This is a genomic window from Blastopirellula marina, from assembly GCF_002967715.1.
Classification (GTDB): Bacteria; Planctomycetota; Planctomycetia; order Pirellulales; family Pirellulaceae; genus Bremerella; species Bremerella marina_B.
The window spans coordinates 1-19,199 of the sequence record NZ_PUIA01000040.1 but is presented as its reverse complement, the minus strand read 5'-3'; the positions used below and the strand labels follow the sequence as shown (position 1 = coordinate 19,199).

Sequence of the window (19,199 nt, the reverse complement as noted above, 5' to 3'; positions counted from 1 at the left end):
ATCGCAGCGAAGCGTCAAGGATGAACTCACTCCCTTCGACAACCTCCACGATCTCTAGCAAGCACCAATCCTCGCATCGAATGGGCTGGGTACTCGCTTGCGTGATTGGCGCGTCGATTATGTGCGGTGTCGTCTGGCATGGTCGTGCGTTCATCATAACCGGAACGCTACTGCTGATTGTCGTCGCCGGGATCCTTCTACCTTACCTTTCGATTCAAAAGCTGCTGGCCAAGATCACCCCGCTGCAACATCGCGGACGCGTAGGGCAGGGGATGCCGGTTCGGTTTCAAGTCGAGAACCAGAATTGGTGGCCATGGGGGACGACGATCATCCAACTGAGCGAATGCCCTTCGGCGATACTTCCCAAGGAGAAACTGCGCGAACACATGATGCCGCGCATCGAGCGAAATGGGACTTGCGACGAAGTTGTCTCGCTTGTGCCCATTTCACGCGGTCTGTTTCCCGATGATATTGGCACACTCGTCACTCGTTTTCCCTTTGGGATATTTACTGCAAGAAAGACGTTTTCTATCTCGAGCCAATCCATTGTTTGGCCTGAGATCGTCCCTCTTGCCAGTCGTATCAGCGACGCTCGCTACGGTGGCTATGAAAGCTCGGCCACCAGTGCCAGGCACTGGGGAGATGAAGGAGACATTGCCGGACCGCGACCCTACCGACCTGGCGAATCTCTACGCCGTGTTCATTGGCGGCACACCGCCCACCGTGGCGATTTGATAGTTTGCGAACGGGAATCGACGACTTCCAAGCGTCTACTTATACGACTCGACCTTGAAATGCCCAATCGGGAAGACGTGCAGACCACCGAGGCATACGAAGCTGCGATTAGCATCGCTGCGAGCCTCATAATGCAGGCTGTTGCAGAAAACTGGCATGTCGATTTTGAATTATCCGGACACCGCACCTGGGAAGGTATCAACCCAAATGGAATTTCGCCGGTGTTCGATTTCCTTGCGACATTTGACTTGAATGATCAGTCACGGCAAGTCGACCGCACGGTATCGCCTCGGCAAAGTACTGTACGTTCCGTACTGGTTACCCAGCGAACACTTAACGATGGCTATCCTAACGGCAGACACGATGAAATCTTGTGCACCAGCCCCATCGAGCCGTCTATAGACGTCAACCGCCGCTGCCTGTGGCTTCCCCCACATAGTGACTGGCGCAACACGCTTCAACAAACGGGATCGATACTCGATGGCTAATGCCCAGACAACGTCGCGTATCCAATGGCTTACTCTGACCTCCGCGGTCGTCGGAGTCACTGCCGCCAACATGACGATTTTCGACAAGTTGAGTATTCCATTTGCCTTGGGTATCAGCGCCGGCTGGGGTTTGGGGATTGGGTTGCTATTCGTGTTGATAAGTCGCTTCAACCACGATGACAGAACTTCAACCAACTCCTATTTCTCACCGATCGTCCAAGCAACCATCATGTGCATTGCACTTGCGATTCCGGTTGTTCGTGTCTTTGGAATCGGGTCCGACGAGCGTATCGACGCTCTACTGATGGAATCACTGCGAAATCTGTGCGCGACCTCTGCGATTTTCACGTTCGATCCGATTCGGCGTCGGGCAACGTTGTTCATCGGACTACTGCTTGTCATGTTCTCGTTCACGCTGGAAAGCTCATTGGTGGTCACGATCTGTACGCTGGCTCAGCTCGTCATCGTGGTATTCTGGTTAACTTCCAACGATTCGGTGCCTTGGGAAACCGGTAACAATCGAAAGTCCATCCACTGGAAACCTGACTTCATTGCCACGTATTCCTTGCTGGTTTTCACCGGTTTTGCGGTCATGTTTTTCGTTTACACAGATCAAGAGAGAACCGTTGACAAGTCGTTGGACCACCTCGCACGGCAGAAGCAGCGCCGTGTGAGGCCCGAGTTTTCGTTTCAAAGGGAAGAAGAAGAAGAGATTGCAATCGACCATGCAACCAACAAGAAGCATGGCGAAGACGCAGAGGGAAGCAGCCAAGGCGAAGAGGAGGCCAAGCGGCGCGCACACCGAGAGCAGTTCCGCGAATTCTCGACGGTCCGCAGTGCCCCCAACGAAAACCAAGATTTTGAAAAACTATTCAGCTTGGCTACCAACCAAGTCAAACACATTCCTTCCACGCACTATGAACAGTTCAACGGCAAGCAGTGGCTTGCCCACAGGAAGTCACAATTGCCTGCCATGACGGCTCAAATCGCCGATCAGCAAGGCTTGTCGAAACTGCTCAATTCCGATGATCTCGACTACTCTAAGATTACACAAACGCTGGATGTCACCGACGAAAACTTCCTAGAGCAAGCCCGCACGGTATTACTCAAAGCCATGGCCGACCAGGGAGCCGGCACGCTAAAACCAGACTTGATCAAAATCTCTCCGTCCGATTTGCAGCGGTTGATGCAGAGCCATCCCGAGTGGTCCAACGAAGCGTCCCTGGTCGTTACTCATTACGAACTTCAAGCACTTGCCCAGCAAATGAAGAGCGATCCACAATTGCTCTGGAAGTTTTTGGCTACAACTGGTGGAAATGAACACCACCCGTCGAGTGTCCTATCGAGGTTAAAGCAATGGCGTGAAGCACAAGATGGACCATTCCTTCCAGAAGAGTTAGCCGAGCTCGTCCGAAAATGGACCGATGACACCGACCCAGGCTGGCAGGAAATCATGGGGATCGTTAACGGGCTCCGCAATCACGCGACGCATGATCCCCAAGCAATCGTACCCGCAGGCGAACAAGACTCTGTCTACTACTTTCTTGTCGAATCGAAACGTGGCCCCGACTATCTCTTTGCCTCGTCCGCAGTCATTCTCTTGCGTTCTCTCGGCTATCCGACTCGCCTGGTAGGTGGCTATTACGCGAACGAGAATAAACGCTCTTGGCTATCGGGCAATATTACGATTGATGAAGACGACGTCCACTACTGGGCTCAGGTCAAACTCGATGATCGGGTTTGGGTTGATATCGAACCAACCCCTGGCTTCGAAGTCCCCTCGGCAGAAGCCCCAGAGCAAAAGGGCATTCTAATAACAGTATGGAATTTTCTGGCGGATCAGGGAGCGCGTATCGCTGCTGCTCTGATTTGCCTGCTGGTACTTACGCGGCTGACGATCCGTCCGCTTAAAAGCCTCTGCTACTATCTGATATGGCGATTCTGGCCGTGGCAGAGTCCCCGGCAAATCGTCCGCCGGACACAGCTTCTGCTCAAAATCCGTTTGAAAGCAGCTGGCCTGACTTCCCAGTCAGGTCAGTCATTTGCCAGTAGCGTTCTACGTCTCGATCCCCAACAAGATTGTTTGCAGAGATACCACAGACTCGGTCAACAAGCAATTTATCACGATGCCTCGACCTCTAACCCGACCCTGCTTCAAGATCTTCGACAAGTTTCACGAGAAGTGATCGCTTGGGCGACACCACGTCGACTAAAGAATGCCGTCCACACGTTGGATTCCGAAAGCTAATTCAAGGATTTGTCCATGACTTCCACCAACGATCTTAACTGCCCGACAATCTCGACGGAATTTGATTCCGAAGCAATTCTGGGCCGTCTACGAGATCACCTCAACGAGCACTTGCGTGGCAAAGCGGAAATTGTGCAACTTGTGCTCGCCTGTCTACTTGCCCGTGGAAATCTATTAATTGAAGATCTGCCAGGTCTGGGGAAGACCACCCTGGCCAAGGCCCTATCGGAAGCAATTGGTGGGCGTTTCTCGCGAATTCAATGCACACCAGACCTGCTGCCAGGCGATGTGACGGGCTTCAACATCTTCAACCAGCAAACCTCGCAATTCGAGTTTCACGAAGGCCCCGTCTTTGCCGATGTCGTCTTGGCCGACGAAATCAATCGCGCCACCCCCCGTACCCAAAGTGCGCTGCTGGAAGCGATGGCCGAACACCAGGTTACCATCGACAATCATACGTACCGACTATCAGATACATTCTTTGTTATCGCCACGCAGAACCCCGAAGAACTGCATGGAACTTTCCCACTGCCGGAAGCACAACTCGATCGGTTTTCCATGAAGATCAGCATCGGTGCTCCGGACCGTCAAAGCTTGATGCAACTCATGAAGTCGCGTCGAGGCGTACTAGAAGGCTTTCACGCATCCGAAGAGCCAATCCTCAACCGACCTCAGCTTTTAACCTTGCAACAACAGACGGCGGAGGTCGAAACGGGAGAAATGTTACTCGAATATGTTGCAGATCTCGCCGAAGCGTTTAGCGCTAATTCCAAATTCACCGGACACGTCAGTCCACGTGGAATCATGCAGTGGCTTCGATGCTCGCAAGCTTGGGCCTACCTGCAAGGTCGACAGTTTGTAACCGCCGACGATGTTCAACACGTCGCAGTGCCGGTGATTTCGGCCCGCTCCACCGGTGGCTCTGTCCAAAGCCGTCAATTGATCAATGACCTGATTGCGGAAGTCAACGTCCCGTTCTAGCGTTTAGTCGATACGTACTCCATCACCGACCATCTTAGCGACTTCCTCTTCGCCGCGGTAAACCCACGCTTCCAGATTGTCTCCGTACTTGGTTTCAATCTGCTCTCCAATTTCGTTAACACGCGAGAGAGCGGCTTCGAAGGTTGCCTCGGTCTTGGCATCGGCGCGGGCAAACCCCTTCGCATTGCGGTCATCTTCGTCAGACGTCGCCGTCCACGGCTCGAAGATCAAGCTCACCTGGTGATTGGGGGCGTCGGCATCGTAGGCATCTCGATCCTCTTTGGTAGGCGTGCGACCGCCGAAATCAGGCACGGGACTTCGCAGGGCAGTCCAAGCCATTTGGCCGCCGCGTGAAAAGCGAATCAGAATCATGCCAGGCAACCACTCGACACACCAGTAAACGTCGTCACCATCCAAGATGTAGCTATAGCGGGCCAGCATATGCAATATAGCGGCTGGCCCTTTCATGTAATCTTCTGCCGAAAGGGGCTTGAGCGTTTCTATAGCGCGACGGAGGTATTCGGCATCGTCCTGATCGACCGGGGCCGTATACATTGCCGGGGCCTGGCGTTTTTGCTCAACAAGAATGACATAACGCATGACGATTACTCAACAGACGCGTGAAACAAACGGGGAATCCCGTATTTTAAAGGGGGAAGAGAATCTTCGCGAGAACCCGCAAATAGCAAGGGATTAGGGCAGAGAAGATGCCATCGCGGGCCCTGGCAGGCCAAAGAACTGCCGTTGCCCAAGTACCTCGTCACAAGAAAAACCCCCATCTTTCCAGGCCTTTCCAGCATTGGGCAAGAACGGGTGAGGTTGCATTTTCAAAATTGACGATGTAGTATTCTGAGAATCTTACTTAAGAGTTTCTTACCTGCCAGCATCGCTCGATGTTTCTTACCTCCGCACAACATGATTCCACGAGATCGGCCACAACCAGTGTTGGTGGTTTCGTGCTGCGTTGTTTGCAAGGGGTAAGATTTCATCTCTCGGACAACATCTCGCCGGTCCGGGCGTTTCTGGTGATCTTCTATGCCGTACTGGTGGTGGGCGGTCTACTGCAGACTGATTTCTCGCTCAGTGGCAAGCTGACCAGTCCTCATTCGCACGACAGTGGCTTGGCCGAAGTCGCCGAAATTGAAGCGGAAAGCAAGGTCGAAACACAGCTTTCAACGCTGACGCCGAACTGGACGATACCGACCTTCGAGGTCACATCGACTTTCGTTCTTAGTGATTTCCCCGCGGTTACTGTCACTCGACAACACACCGTCTCTTGTTTGCGTGGGCCACCGGTCGCCTAGGTGTCTCTGCCTTCTTGCCCATCACGCATGTCCGCTGTCACTTGCCACACGGCAGATCTCGTAACCCCTTAGCAAATTCATACGCCTACGCGTCGTCTGATTACGGCTAATACTACGAAGACCTTGTGACACAGATTACTGAATTGGGTATTCACGCGTTTTGCCATGGCGTGACTGAACGTTTCCCTCGATTTTTTCAAACGCTCAATCGGAGCCTAATGACATACCTGCCCGTTGTAATCGACTGGCAGAGTAACGAGCGGATGGCTTTATAGCCATCTTCGGAACTGGCGGTTGCCGGCGGGTTGGCCGCAGTGGGGTTCATCGAGAATGGTGGTATCGGAGTGATCGCGACGTGGTTGTTGCGAACATTCATTCCGCGAAGCCAGAACTCGATGCGGTGACCGTCAGTTCCAATTTTTATTCAATTGCAGCGTGGACAAATTCGGCAAGTTCTAGGCGAAAAGGGTGACACAAGAACCGCCTGGACCTTTAGACGATCCGCGCTATGACAACAGCGAAGATGCATTAAACGTTACGAAAGTGATTCAACCGGCAGCTCTCATTACTTGAGCAGCAACCGCCCCCATCCCCCAACCTTCGCAGAAGGTCTGTGAAAGTGAGCTTCTGCGAAGGCTTTTCCTTTCCCAGCGCGTTGTCCTGAGTAACATCGGACGTTACCACTGCAGGAGTGCCCTCGATGTTTTCTAGCTCTGCATTCGATACCTTGAATCAACCGTTGATCAACCGATCACTCTCCCGTCCTTCCAATTCGCAGGAAGCTCAAGCTCGCCTGGAAGTGGGAAATACTGCTTTTCGCCGCTGGGTGGCCGATGCCTATACGCCACGTTATATAGAAGAAGAGCCTGGAACTCACGAGCGGCGAGCTCTGCTGGGTTCAGTTATTCCAGTGAACCAGATCCCCACGCAAACACCGTTTGCCGCAGTCGTCGGCTGTTCAGATGCCCGCGTACCAGTGCGACTTCTCTTTGGGCAATCGGTGAACGATATTTTTGAAATCCGCACCGCTGGCCAGGCACTCGGCAACGAGTGTGTGGGGAGCCTGGAAGATGCCTTGGCTCACCTTAAGTCCATTAAAACCATCGTCGTCATCGGACATTCAGGCTGTGGTCCCGTGACGGCGGCCGTTGACGCATATTTGCGAGACGGCCGAAAACCGATCCTCGATTCTTCCGGCTTGCAATCGATCATCAACCGTATTCTTCCCTCGGTAATCCTGGCCGATGAAACGCTCAAACGCAGCACGCTCTCGAAGCCGGGGCATGCCGATCATCGCCGCCACTTGATCGAGATGACCACTACGCTCAACGCAGCTGCAGGGGCATCCCGACTGCGTCACTTTGTCGAGAGTTATGGGCGCGAAGATGTGAGCGTCTTGCACGGAGTCTACGATATTGCATCTCAGGCTGTCATGCGTCCTCTTCACTCCGAACTGACCCCAGAAGACAGATTGGGCCTGGCGACAGCTCCGGCTGAAGAATCCGATCTCGAAGCAATCGCCGACCAAATTGTCGAAGCGATGTCCAGCGCGTCCTCGCTGATCTAATTCAAGAGGCGGCACCGAAAGCTTCAAGCGATGGCCTGCGTTATCGCTTGAATGCCCAGGTGTTCCTGAGAAATGGCCGCCGGCGTGCCTTTAGCCGGCGGCTATTTCTTTGCGCTGCAAGATACTGTCCGGCAACTATGCGGTGGCGGCATCGCCGGAAGAAGGATCGGAAGGCTTGGTCACCTCTTCGATCTTGTCCGCGATCTTCCCCAGCGTCATCGCTACGCAAATCAATGCAATCCCGGTGGTCAACAGATCGACACCCACCAGAATGCCAATCGCCCACATGCCGGAAGCGGGCCACTGCGTCCAAATCATTGCGCCCAACAGCCAGGTAATAACACCGCTGAAGAGCACCGCCAGCCAACCCTGGGCGGGGCGGAAGCTGAACGAAGCGACGACCTTCCAGATACCTTCGGCGACAAAGTAAGCCGCCAGGATCATCGTCAAGACTTCCATCCCGATTATCGGATGAGCTAAAACAGCGATCCCGCCTAATGTTGTCACAGTGCCGAGAATCAGTGGAAGCAACTTTTGCGACAATCCTTCCGCTTTGATCCCCGCAAACACCTGCGAGACCCCGGCAATCAGCATGATGGCACCAACAATGTAAATCACGGCCGTACCTGCGACGGCTGGCGAGCCAATCGCGACGACGCCTAAAACCGCCGTCAGAACGCCCATGATCATCAAAAATGTAAAGCTCGGTTTCTTCGCTTTGGTCATGATGATTCTCCCCGGTTGTGAATTGCCCTGTCCCCAGATTGTACTATCGAGAATTGGGACGTTCTATAAATATCTTCTCACATAGAATCACCAGGCAGAACTATCCATGTGGCTATCCCAGCATGCCTCATAACCGGATCTTCAAGCCCATCTCCGTCTTCATGGTCAACAAGGCCTCCGCGTTACCTTTGGCATCGTCGACAGGGCGATGCGTATGCCGAGTTTTCCTCAGGTGCTTGAAATTCTTAAACGTGTCCTGCACCATCCCTTTGTAGAGCGAACCCAAGTTTGTTGAACTGAATCCAAAGGGATTACCGCCCAGGAAGTGATGGAAATACCAGTTGATAAACTGCCAGTCGAAGCCATTGTTATCGGAGATGAACATTGGTTTGCCGTCACTTTCGGCTTTCAGCCATTCGGCAAACGCCTGCATCGTTTGTACAGGCTTATCAAACTGCTGCGTTTCCTCACGCGAGAAGCCGGATACGGCTAAGGCATCCGGTATCCATTTCTCCGATATCGGCTTGAGCTGGCCATAGAAAGTTCGAGCAAGGCCTGTCTCGACGAGCACGGCTCCGAAACAGATCATCGAATAATCTCCAGGAATCGGCCCATCCGACTCCACGTCAACCATGACGTAACTCATTGCTTTCCTCTTTTATGTCTTGTTTGTCTATTCAGGACTATTCTAGCGAGACAGCTCAAAATGGTTGCCTCATTTCGTTTTCCTACAGACACCTAGTCACAAGCAAGAGGTTCACAGCAGGCATTATAGCCCCGTCATCTGCTCCATATGTTCCGGGTACCGCTGACCTAGGATCGCCACTCTCTCTGCTGCGGATTCGATTTCGGATAGGTCCTCGGCAGTTAGCTGCATCGACGCTGCTGCCAGGTTCTCTTCCAAGCGACTTAAATTTGTGGTGCCTGGTATCGGTACGATCCATGACTTCTGGGCCAACAACCACGCCAGGCAAATCTGCGCGGCGGTGGCCCCCATTCGGCTGGCGACTTCCTGCAAGACATTCACCAGGGATTGATTCGCTTCTAACGCTTCCGGACTGAAACGCGGCAGCTTGGCGCGAAAATCTTCGCTATCCAACTTCGTCGTCCCCTTGAGTGCCCCGGCCAGAAACCCGCGTCCCAGCGGGCTGTAGGGAACCAGACCGATGCCAAGTTCTTCCAGCACCGGTAGCGTGCGATCCTCGATCTTGCGCCACCACAGTGAGTACTCACTTTGTAGAGCCGCGACCGACTGAACAGCATGGGCCCTACGAATAGTCTCGATGCCGGCTTCCGACATGCCGAAGTGCTTAACCTTACCTTCGTCGATTAATTCCTTAACCGCGCCGGCCACTTCCTCGATCGGTACATTGGGATCGACGCGATGCTGATAGAACAAATCAATCCGGTCGGTTCGCAGCCGCCGGAGGGACTGTTCACAAACCTCTTTGATATGCTCTGGCCTACTATTCAGACCAATGGCCCCCGGCGTCTTGGCGGGTCCGCTCAAGTCGAAGCCAAACTTGGTTGCCAGGATCACCTGATCGCGAACGCTTTCCAGCCCTTTGCCAACGACCTCTTCGTTGACAAACGGACCGTACACCTCAGCCGTATCGAAGAACGTGACACCTCGCTCTACCGCTGCCAACAGCAGAGCTTTCATCTCCTTCTTATCTTTACCGGGGCCGTAATAGGCGGTCATGCCCATACAGCCCAGGCCAATAGCCGAGACCTGAAGTCCGCTGGTTCCGAGCGTTCGCGTCTGCATGAGATTGCCTTTCTTCGTTCCTACTGAATACCGCTGGCTTACTTCGCCGCGACGTCATAGCACAGCAGTAGATCGTGATCGCGAATATACAGCTTGCCGTTGGCGATCACTGGGTGAGCCCAAGCTGGCGAGTCGGTTCGATCAGGCTGCTCGAAACGTCCTTTCTCGACGTACTCCTGCTTGCTCGGTTCGATCAGCAGCACAGTACCCTCTTCCGTTCGCAGATAGAGCAGACCGTCGGCCATTGCCAAGGCACCTTTCTGAGCGTTTCGTTCACGCCACAGGACCTCGCCGGTTTGATAGTCCAAGCAAGCGAGGAAACCGCCACCGTTACCGCCGTTGGCACCATACAGGCATCCATCGACTACAATCATGCCGCCATGATGGTTCTGCATGTTCGAGGTGAAGTAAACCTCTTTCGCTTCGATGCCGCCGTCGTCCGTCTTACTCAACTTCACGGCTCCACCACCATTGCCATAGGCCGATGCGGCGAAGACCAGTCCATCTTGGTAGATCGGCGTCGTGCAATTGATGCCCATGGCATTGGCCGGTCGGTCGTACTTCCACAGAAGCTGACCATCATCCGCAGAAACGCTGACCAAAGCTTTCGCCGTTAGCTGCACATACTGTCGCTGGCCGCCGAATTCGATGGCGATCGCTGAAGCATAGGCGGCATCGGGACGAGGACCACCGAGACCAAAACCACGACGTCCACGGCTTCGTCCTGGGCCTTCGCCACGCGCGGGTTCTTCGCGTGGCTCTTCCCGCATCGGTGCGGCTTCCGGCTGGGCTTCTTCTTCGTGCGTCTTGGTTTCCCAAAGCGTTTTACCGGTTTGTTTGTCGAGAGCGACAATCGTGGCCTTGTTACCGCCAGGGGTAACAATCATCTTCTCGCCATCAATCAGGGGAGACTCGCGATAACTCCAACGTGGAATGGTGCCACCGAAATCTTCCTTCAGGTCACGTTGCCAGACGACGGCACCGTCTTCAACATTCAAACATGCTACGTTCCCAGCCATGCCCATGACAAACAGCAGTTTGCCGTCGACGGTTGGCGTGCAGCCAGGACCTTCCTTCGACTGTGGCATTTCCTGTTTGTATGCCGGCCCCACCTTGGTTACCCACAATGGCTCGCCGTTCTTTTCAGAAAGTGCCCATACGACTTCGTCGTCCCCTCGATTGCTCATCCCGAAGATGCGTCCATCAGCAATCGATGGGGTGCTATCTCCGCCTCCCAGGTCGTCTACCCGCCAGGCAAGTGCAGGCCCACCCTCGGGCCACGTTTTCAACAGGCCGGACTCACTCGAAACCGCATCTCGATGCAGTCCCTGCCATTGCGGCCAGTCGTTGGCCATAAGCAGGCCGGGGAGACTGAAACAGCCGACGCAAAGCGAAACAATAAGTTGCCGCATGGTTATCCTCTTCAAGTAGAGTGCTTTTCTTCAGGATCGTAGTCGACGAACCGACGTACCCAGTTAAACACGTATGCCGGCTAAATGTCCCGTTAAACTTGACCGTTCTACGCCGTTTTCAGCGAATCCATGTCAATGCAAAAACGATATTTAACGTCTGATTTTAAAAGACGTTCGTACGCCTCGTTCACCTTCTGAATGGGAATCACTTCGACATCCGCCGTGATGTTCTTTTCCCCACAGAAATCGAGCATTTCCTGAGTTTCCGCAATACCGCCGATGATCGAGCCAGACAGGCTTCGGCGGCCAAATAGCAGCGAAAACCCGGAGACCTCCATCGGCTGTTCGCTGGCACCGACCAAGGTCAGATTGCCATCGGTGGCCAACATTCCCAGCAAGACATTGATATCGTGTGGGGCCGAAACCGTATCGAGGATGAAATTGAAAGTGCCGACGTGCTTTTGCATTTCATCGGCGTTGCGGGAAATGATTACCTCATCGGCTCCCAATCGCAGGGCATCTTCCTTCTTGCCTGGCGAGGTGGTGAAGACGACCGTATGGGCCCCCATCGCATGGGCAAACTTCACCCCCATATGTCCAAGCCCACCCAGACCGACAATCCCAACCTTCATCCCAGGGCCGACGCCATAACGCTTAATGGGGGAATAGGTCGTAATTCCTGCACAGAGCAGGGGGGCCGTTCCGGCCAGATCGAGGTTCTCTGGTACCCGCAATGCGAAGTGCTCGTTCACAACGATGCTGTCGCTATAGCCACCGTACGTTACGGGAGCCGTGCCGTACATATCTGGCGAATTGTAGGTGAACACGCAAGAAGGGCAGAGGTGCTCTTGATCGGCTTTGAATTGGGGAGAGGTTCCATCCGCGTCGACCATGCAGCCGACAGCCGCCAGATCGCCTGGCTTCAACTTGGTAACCCCTGAGCCTACTTTTGCAACACGGCCGACAATCTCGTGCCCAGGCACCACCGGGTAAACCGTGGGCATGACACTTTGCCATTCGTTGCGAACCTGGTGCAAGTCGGAGTGACAGACTCCGCAGAAAAGGATTTCGATCTGCACGTCCTTATCGGTGGGGTCGCGACGCGGAATCGTAACCGAATCGAGGGGAGAAGTCGCGCTTTCGGCAGCGTAAGCTTGGGTCTGATACATGGATCGGTTCTCTATTTCTTCTGGTTGCAAAGTTGCATGGTAATAGAATCAAAATGCAAGCAAATTGAATTGCGTTGTTCCGTTTGCCTGTCGAACGAAAGATATCTTACGGCCACCGGCGAAACTTCCGGTATGCTGATCCTTTAGGGTCGTTGTCGGATTCTCTAACGGGCCTATTTTTTTGATCAACAACCGGTGATCTCACGCTAGATTAAGCTCATGAGCAAGACAAACCCGAACCCAACATCCCCGCGAATGCTGGCCGACCAGCAAGAGCTTTCTTATCGCATCGCCGAGCAAATGCCTCGTGACGGCAACCTCGAAGTTCAACCGGGTCTTCACCTCTACCGAGTTACCGCTCCTACGCAGCCAACGCACGCCGTTTGCGAGCCTTCGCTGTGTGTGATCGCCCAAGGCAGCAAGACGGTTACCATGGGAGACGCGACGTTTCGATACGATCCGGCCAACTATCTGATCACGACCATGGGCGTTCCCCTGTCAGCCCAGATTGTCGATGCCTCTCCGGAAAAGCCGTACCTTAGTATTCGCCTGCAACTCGATCCGTCGGTAATCACCTCAGTGATGGTCGAGTCTGGCCACGTTCCGACCAAAGGGGACGGCAACGTGAAAGCGGTCGACGTGAGCAGTCTCGATGCCGAACTACTCGACGCCACGCTTCGCCTGGTGCGCCTGATTGACAAACCAAACGAGTACGACGTCCTTGCCCCGCTGGTCACCCGCGAGATCATCTATCGACTGCTCACCAGTGCACAGGGTGATCGTATGCGTCACCTGACTCGCTTTGGCGGCCATGCCCATCGCATGGTGCGGGCCATCGAATCGATCCGGACCAACTTCGATCAACCGATCCGCATCGAAGACCTGGCGAAAGAGCTGAACATGAGTGTCTCCGGCTTTCATGTGCACTTCAAAACAGTCACGGCGATGACCCCCATCCAGTTCCAAAAGCAACTGCGTCTCCAGGAAGCGAGACGATTGATGCTCGACGATGGCCTCGACGCCGCCCAGGCTGGCTTTCAGGTCGGCTATGAAGACGCATCCCATTTCAGCCGAGAATACAAACGACACTTTGGCAAGCCTCCGATGCGCGACGTGGAACAGCTACGTGCAACCTCGGCCGTCGACTAGCAGGCCGGTCAAGCAATCATCTTTGCCAGTATGCCTCGGGGCAACATATCCACACGAGGCACTTACCCCAGTTTTCCAGGGGGGTGAAATCACTCTCGTTTTGGTTAGAATCTGACACATGGTCTCCAGCTATCGCTGGCCACCTCTCTCGATGGAACCTTGCGTAGCGTTCACGTGCCCCGCTCCTCACAGGAGAATACAAATCATGAAGTCTCTCGTATTTTGCCTGCTCGGGCTATGTGGAACTGCGATTATTACTGGGTCAGCAATCTCCCAGGATTACAAGCTCGGGGACCAGGTTATTGTCATCGAGGATGCATCGCTTCAGCTTTCAGGAGATACCAAGGTCGGCGAGGTCTCGCTTGGCGATGTCTTGCAAGTCAAAGCCATTAATGACAAGTGGCTGTGGGTGAAAGACGATACCACCGGCTGGCTGCATCAGCGGCATGTTGTCCCGCTGAATCGCGCAGCAATCGAGCAATTCACAAAGCTGGTGAACGAGAACCCGAAAAACGCAGGGGCCTACGTCAAACGAGGAAATGTCTGGCTCAAGCTGAATGAAATCGAATCCGCTATCGCCGACTTTGGCGAAGCGATCCGTCTCGCTCCCAAGATGAGCCTGGCCTATAACAATCGAGGCGCTGCCTGGTTCAGCAAGGGGGAATATGACAAGGCAATCGAAGACTACAGCGAAGCGATCCAAATCGATCCGAAAGAAAAACTCGCCTATTACAACCGAGGCAATGTGTGGCTAGAAAAAGGGGAATACGATAAGGCAGTCGAAGATTACAACGAAGCCATACAACTAGACCCAAAAATGAGCCAGGCTTACTGCAATCGCGGCTTGGCCTGGCACAACAAAGGGGACTACGACCGCGAAATTAAAGACTACAACGAAGCGATCCGCCTTGAGCCGAAACTGAGCCTTGCCTACGTCAACCGAGGCTATGCCTGGAGCGACAAGAGCCAATACGACCGGGCTATCAAAGATTTCAACGAGAGTATTCGCCTCGACCCCAATGTGGCGGACGGCTACAACGAACTTGCATGGCTCTTGGCAACCTGTCCTAGTTCTGAATATCGCGACGGAGAACAAGCCGTTCACCACGCGACGAAGGCCTGCGAATTGACCAACTGGAAGAACGATTCCTACGTCGACACCCTTAGCGCCGCGCATGCCGCCGCAGGGGATTTTGAAAAAGCAATCCAGTACCTGGACCAGGCGATCGGGCTCAATCCAGATATCGATAAAGATACCCGCGAAGCCATGCGATCCGCATTCAAACAGGGGAAGCCCTACTTGGACCAACGCCCCTAGTTGTGGGATTTTTAGTAGGCCTCCAACCAATTCCAACGGCAGTAATGCCTGAATCAAGAACCGCCTCAGCGTTTTTTCTAAATCTACGTTGTGCAGGTGTTCATAATACGGTTTCCGCTACGCCCTCGTTTCTCCTCAAGGAAACCAACCATGACTCGAAGCTTTTGCCTCACGCTTCTCGCGTTCTTCCTATCCGTATGTACGTGGCAAGCCCTGGCTGCGGAAGACTCAAGTCTCTCTCGTCCGGACGAGCGACCTGCCGATATGAGCAAGCCGGTGAAGGTCTACATCTTGATGGGACAGTCGAACATGCTCGAAATGGGCAAGGTCGCCGGTGACAAGGAAGGGACGCTCGAACACGCGGTGAAGAGTAAGGGGTTGTATCCGTACCTGGTTGATGACGCCGGCAACTGGACACAGCGAAGCGATGTTCGTAACGTGGCCGTGATGGGCAGTGGCGGCCCTGGCAAAACGCAAGTTCGTAAGAACGATTGGCTGAAGGTTGCCGGAGGAAAGATTGGTGTTGAAATCGGTATCGGCCAGCATCTGGGGCAATTCCACGACGAGCCTGTGCTGATCCTCAAGAGTGCCATCGGCAATCGCTCCCTCGGCTGGGATCTCCTTCCGCCTGGCTCCCCGTCGTACGAGTTCACCGACCCCAAAGATGGCAAGACGTATCTCTACGCTGGATACGGCCAGTCTCCACTTCGCTGGGAGAAAGGGACCGAGCCGGAGCCCATCACCTGGAAGGCCGGCCTGCAGTACGACGGCGACATCGCACGAGCGAAGCAAGTACTAAGCGAACTCGATAAGTACTATCCTGGTGCCAAAGAATACGAGATCGCCGGCTTCTTCTGGTGGCAGGGAGACAAGGATCGCTACAACGCTGGCCACTCGCAGAAATATGAAGAGAACCTGGTCAACCTCATCAAACAGCTTCGCCAAGAATTCGACGCACCACGGGCCAAGTTCGTTTGCGCTACCCTGGGGCAGACCGACAAGGACGATGCTTCCGGCACCGAGAAAGACATCATCGAAGCCCAACTGGCCATCAGCAACCCCGCCAGGCACCCTGAGTTCAAAGGGGAAACCGCGACCGTCTACACTCACCCGCTGTCTCAAGGAGGTGCTTCCAACGGCCACTACGAAGGCAACGCCGAGACCTACATGAACGCGGGCAATGCGATGGGTGCCGCCATGGTTCAGCTACTGAAGAACCAATAACGGTTGCTCCTCATTCGCCACCTCAGTTTCGGTGCGGCAAGTCCATCTCAATCCACTTTTTGATCAGTTCCACTTCCTCTGCAGGCAGCTTACCTCCCTTCGGAGGCATTTGAGGAACGAGCGAATCAGGTGGCGCATTGAGCGATCTGAAAATCATGCTCTCGGCTGGCTTGCCAGGGACCGCACCAGGACCACCATAGCCGCCGATCAAAATCTCTTCGCGCGTGTTGAGCGCGAGATCTCCCTTCGGCTCTTTTGTATTGGAATGGCAGCGGTAACATCGCCGCTGAAGGATCGGCTCGATCTTGTCTGTAAAGTACGCGACTTCCTCCGCCGAGAACTCGCGTTCTTCGCTTCCCGCATTTTCCTTGGTCATCGCCGCTAACGACTGCTGGTGATCGAAATCGTGAAGCGGTAGAAGTTGAGCCATCGCGTAAATCGACCACGCCGTCGCGACCGCGGAAATGAACTGATCTTCCCCATGCGGGAAGGAGGTCTCGAAGTGGGGCTGCACGAACGGGGCTCGCTTCTTCACGTGCCACGAACCATCTTCGAGCTGCGTCTCCAGCAGATAACTCAGACCGGCCTGCACGGCCACATCGTCACGCTTAAACTGTTCCGATTCAAGCAAGGCAATTAGCGCGGTACTGGTTGCGTACGCGTCGCTCGAACCATCAGGAAGCTGCGCCCAGCCACCATCTTCCTGCTGCATCCGAAACAGCTTCTCCGCTTCGTCACGAATCACGGTCTGATCCGCATCTACAAGCTTCAGCGTGCGTAGCTTTGACGTACATTCTTCGGTATCGCGGCTGGGTGTGCGGATGAGCCAATCTTTCGCTTCGGTAACACGGACAGCCACACCTAGTTCGGTATCAGGTGTCGTGTAATCGAGAATCCCTCGCACAACGGCCCACGTGGTGGTGAAAGGACTGGCAACCGTCGGCGGACGAGGCCGTCCCGCCCAGGCCCAGTGGTCCTTTTCGTGGTCGTATTGAACCAAGTGCTCGACCGCGAGATGGGTCGCTTCGTCTGCCGGCCAATCCCCAGCAGAAAGGGTCATGAGCTGCCAACCAATTCCATCGGCCTGACCAGGCGTGCGGCCACCAATCCCCACCCGGCCAATCGCCCGCGTTAGATTTGTTTGTGCCCGCTCCATCTGCTTCAGCAAGTTCTGCCGATCGACCTCAAACCCACGCACCCGGGCTGCTTCGATCGCCACCGTGGTCACGCCCCCATGATGACACGTATAGCAAGCCCGCTCTTGAAGAGTAACCTTCGAGGTCGTTTCAATCAGCGGCAAGGCCTTCTGAATCGAAGCCCGCAGTTGGTCATCGGTAACCTGCCCCTCGGCACGAACAAGCGCAGGGAGCAAGACAAGCAGGCAAACCGAGAAGAGAAGTCGCATCGTATTGGCTTCAGCTAGGGTCTTCGTGAGTGAAAGACTTTGGCAATCGTGCGGCCTGAGGCCTGTTACATCGAACCCCGGTGATGGGTGTGGGTTTCGGGGAAAGTTTGTCGAGTATCACTATGAAGCGATAGGTAGATCTGTTCACTTTCGGCCGCCCACGAAAAGTCCAGTTCCGAAAGAAGGGCAAACGCGATTGCCAAGAGCAAACAACGATTATCCGCTATAGCGTTAATCAGGCTGCCAATCTTAGGGCATGCTCTCGGTGCAACGATTTGATCTTCCAGGCTAATAAAGATGGAAGATATCGCACAATTCTTTTACGCTAAATAATGCCGCTATCAAATCAGCAACCGCGTCACAAGCACCATACAAATCCAATCAATCTCGTAGAACGCACAAACTATTGTCTTTACCTGTTACATATCCAGGTATATCGTGAGCCTCAAATAGGTCCGCTAGAACACAAACACAAGCCCCAACTCAAATGCCCCGCAAAAGTAACAAGTTTCGGTTCAAAAAAAATGCGACAATTGGCGCACCTGCAGCGGAAGAAGATGCCTTTTTCCTCGAAAAGTGCTTCGTAGATACGGGTGACTTAGAAGTACTTCGTGATTGCGAGAACCCAAAGCGATTGATAATTGGACGAACTGGTGCCGGCAAGACCGCACTTTTAATGCGATTACAGGAAACAGAAGAGCATGTCATTACGGTTAGTCCATTCAATTTATCCGTGGAATTCGTTTCAAATTCAAATGTGATCAGATTCTTCTCAGAACTCGGCGTAAAGCTCGATTTGTTTTACAAGTTACTTTGGCGTCATGTTTTTACCGTCGAAATTTTGAGGGAGAAGTATGCAATTCATTCACGAGCCGACCAGCAACGGTTTTGGCAATCACTTCCAGATATCTTCAAGCGTGACAAACGAAAGAAAGAAGCTCTTGACTACCTAAAAAAGCATGGAGAGTCGTTCTTCAAAGAGACCGAAGAGCGAGTCAAAGAAGCCACAAGAAAAACTGAAAGTGACTTACGAGCATCAATCAGCGGCGTTTTGCCAAATATAGATTTCAGTGTAGGTTCAGCAAGAAAGCTAAGCGACGAACAAAAAGTTGAGGTCTGCCACCGAGGGCAAGAAGTTGTAAACCAAGTCAAAGTCCGAGATCTCAACGAGATGTTCAATTTGCTTACAGAGGGAATCCTAACTGACAAACAACAAAAATTCTACGTTGTGATTGATGGACTAGATGAGCACTGGATCGATGATTCGATTCGATTCCACCTAATCCGTGCCCTTATTGATACTATTCGGGAATTTCAGAAAGTACGTACGGTCAAGATCGTCGCTTGTCTCCGCACAGATTTGATCGAACGAGTTTTTCGCTACACTCGAGCATCGGGGCTGCAGGAAGAAAAGATGAAAGGCCTTTACCTTCATCTACATTGGACAAGAGAGGAATTGATTCAGCTTGTCAATCAACGCGTGCAGTACTTGGTTCGGGATGCATTTACAAATTCCGAGGTTACGTGTCTTGACATTCTACCTGTATCAAAGAAGTCACCAACTGCGTTCATAGACTATGAAATGCCCCAAAAACCTGGCCCACCGTTATGAGAGTTCGGATTGGGTAAAAGGAATCGCAGTGGGCTGCTGGAGTGAGGGCGTAGCCCGAACGGAAGCAGGCCACTGCGACGCGAAGTCTGCGGG

At 53.6% G+C, this 19,199-nt stretch carries 16 protein-coding genes; 9 read left to right on the top strand and 7 right to left on the bottom strand.

Features of this window, described 5'->3' with window-relative positions; all coding sequences use genetic code 11:
• The first annotated feature begins 20 nt into the window (after positions 1 to 20).
• Genes C5Y96_RS15095 through C5Y96_RS15085 form a run of 3 tightly spaced genes read left to right on the top strand, consistent with a single transcriptional unit; the run spans position 21 to position 4,452 of the window.
• Positions 21 to 1,223 carry a DUF58 domain-containing protein gene (locus tag C5Y96_RS15095; RefSeq protein ID WP_105354922.1) on the top strand — a complete coding sequence of 401 codons (1,203 nt, stop codon included), beginning with the start codon at positions 21 to 23 and terminating at the stop codon, positions 1,221 to 1,223.
• Positions 1,216 to 3,471, top strand: a complete 2,256-nt coding sequence (locus C5Y96_RS15090) for a transglutaminase-like domain-containing protein (RefSeq protein WP_105354920.1) — start codon at positions 1,216 to 1,218, stop codon at positions 3,469 to 3,471. The genes C5Y96_RS15095 and C5Y96_RS15090 overlap by 8 nt, the downstream gene beginning before the upstream one ends.
• 15 nt (positions 3,472 to 3,486) lie before the next feature.
• A complete protein-coding gene (locus C5Y96_RS15085) occupies positions 3,487 to 4,452 on the top strand; it encodes an AAA family ATPase (protein WP_105354918.1) in 966 nt (321 codons plus the stop codon).
• A 3-nt stretch (positions 4,453 to 4,455) separates the two neighbouring features.
• On the opposite strand, the gene C5Y96_RS15080 is transcribed toward C5Y96_RS15085, so the two are convergent.
• Positions 4,456 to 5,052: a hypothetical protein gene (locus tag C5Y96_RS15080; protein WP_105354916.1), complete on the bottom strand. Its 597-nt coding sequence runs from the start codon at positions 5,050 to 5,052 to the stop codon at positions 4,456 to 4,458.
• A 293-nt stretch (positions 5,053 to 5,345) separates the two neighbouring features.
• Between C5Y96_RS15080 and C5Y96_RS15075 the strand changes: the two genes are divergently transcribed.
• Together C5Y96_RS15075 and C5Y96_RS15070 are read left to right on the top strand one after the other, a co-directional pair.
• Positions 5,346 to 5,756, top strand: coding sequence for a hypothetical protein (locus C5Y96_RS15075; protein WP_105354914.1), 411 nt, complete (start codon positions 5,346 to 5,348; stop codon positions 5,754 to 5,756).
• A gap of 700 nt (positions 5,757 to 6,456) precedes the next feature.
• Positions 6,457 to 7,323 carry a carbonic anhydrase gene (locus C5Y96_RS15070; RefSeq protein WP_105354911.1) on the top strand — a complete coding sequence of 289 codons (867 nt, stop codon included), beginning with the start codon at positions 6,457 to 6,459 and terminating at the stop codon, positions 7,321 to 7,323.
• A 135-nt stretch (positions 7,324 to 7,458) separates the two neighbouring features.
• On the opposite strand, the gene C5Y96_RS15065 is transcribed toward C5Y96_RS15070, so the two are convergent.
• From C5Y96_RS15065 to C5Y96_RS15045, 5 genes are all read right to left on the bottom strand, one after another.
• Positions 7,459 to 8,049, bottom strand: coding sequence for an HdeD family acid-resistance protein (locus C5Y96_RS15065; RefSeq protein ID WP_105354909.1), 591 nt, complete (start codon positions 8,047 to 8,049; stop codon positions 7,459 to 7,461).
• 127 nt (positions 8,050 to 8,176) lie between these two features.
• Complete coding sequence (locus C5Y96_RS15060; protein ID WP_105354906.1) at positions 8,177 to 8,695, bottom strand: exonuclease domain-containing protein; 519 nt, start codon at positions 8,693 to 8,695, stop codon at positions 8,177 to 8,179.
• A gap of 123 nt (positions 8,696 to 8,818) precedes the next feature.
• Complete coding sequence (locus C5Y96_RS15055; protein ID WP_105354903.1) at positions 8,819 to 9,817, bottom strand: aldo/keto reductase; 999 nt, start codon at positions 9,815 to 9,817, stop codon at positions 8,819 to 8,821.
• Positions 9,818 to 9,855: 38 nt separating this feature from the next.
• Positions 9,856 to 11,229: a PQQ-binding-like beta-propeller repeat protein gene (locus tag C5Y96_RS15050; RefSeq protein ID WP_105354900.1), complete on the bottom strand. Its 1,374-nt coding sequence runs from the start codon at positions 11,227 to 11,229 to the stop codon at positions 9,856 to 9,858.
• A gap of 107 nt (positions 11,230 to 11,336) precedes the next feature.
• Positions 11,337 to 12,398, bottom strand: coding sequence for an NAD(P)-dependent alcohol dehydrogenase (locus C5Y96_RS15045; protein WP_105354897.1), 1,062 nt, complete (start codon positions 12,396 to 12,398; stop codon positions 11,337 to 11,339).
• Between the two features lie 219 nt (positions 12,399 to 12,617).
• On the opposite strand from C5Y96_RS15045, the gene C5Y96_RS15040 reads away from it, so the two are divergent.
• The 3 genes from C5Y96_RS15040 (at position 12,618) to C5Y96_RS15030 (ending at position 16,089) form a co-directional block, all read left to right on the top strand.
• Positions 12,618 to 13,547 (top strand): AraC family transcriptional regulator, encoded by a 930-nt coding sequence (locus tag C5Y96_RS15040; RefSeq protein WP_105354895.1) that lies wholly within the window; start codon positions 12,618 to 12,620, stop codon positions 13,545 to 13,547.
• Positions 13,548 to 13,752: 205 nt separating this feature from the next.
• A complete protein-coding gene (locus tag C5Y96_RS15035; protein WP_158261250.1) occupies positions 13,753 to 14,865 on the top strand; it encodes a tetratricopeptide repeat protein in 1,113 nt (370 codons plus the stop codon).
• Positions 14,866 to 15,015: 150 nt separating this feature from the next.
• On the top strand, positions 15,016 to 16,089 hold the full coding sequence (locus C5Y96_RS15030) for a sialate O-acetylesterase (protein WP_199188714.1): 1,074 nt from the start codon (positions 15,016 to 15,018) through the stop codon (positions 16,087 to 16,089).
• Between the two features lie 22 nt (positions 16,090 to 16,111).
• Here the strand turns inward: C5Y96_RS15030 and C5Y96_RS15025 are convergent, their stop codons facing one another.
• Complete coding sequence (locus C5Y96_RS15025; RefSeq protein WP_105354890.1) at positions 16,112 to 17,494, bottom strand: prenyltransferase/squalene oxidase repeat-containing protein; 1,383 nt, start codon at positions 17,492 to 17,494, stop codon at positions 16,112 to 16,114.
• A 487-nt stretch (positions 17,495 to 17,981) separates the two neighbouring features.
• On the opposite strand from C5Y96_RS15025, the gene C5Y96_RS15020 reads away from it, so the two are divergent.
• Positions 17,982 to 19,106 (top strand): P-loop ATPase, Sll1717 family, encoded by a 1,125-nt coding sequence (locus C5Y96_RS15020; protein WP_105354887.1) that lies wholly within the window; start codon positions 17,982 to 17,984, stop codon positions 19,104 to 19,106.
• The last annotated feature ends 93 nt before the right edge of the window (positions 19,107 to 19,199 follow it).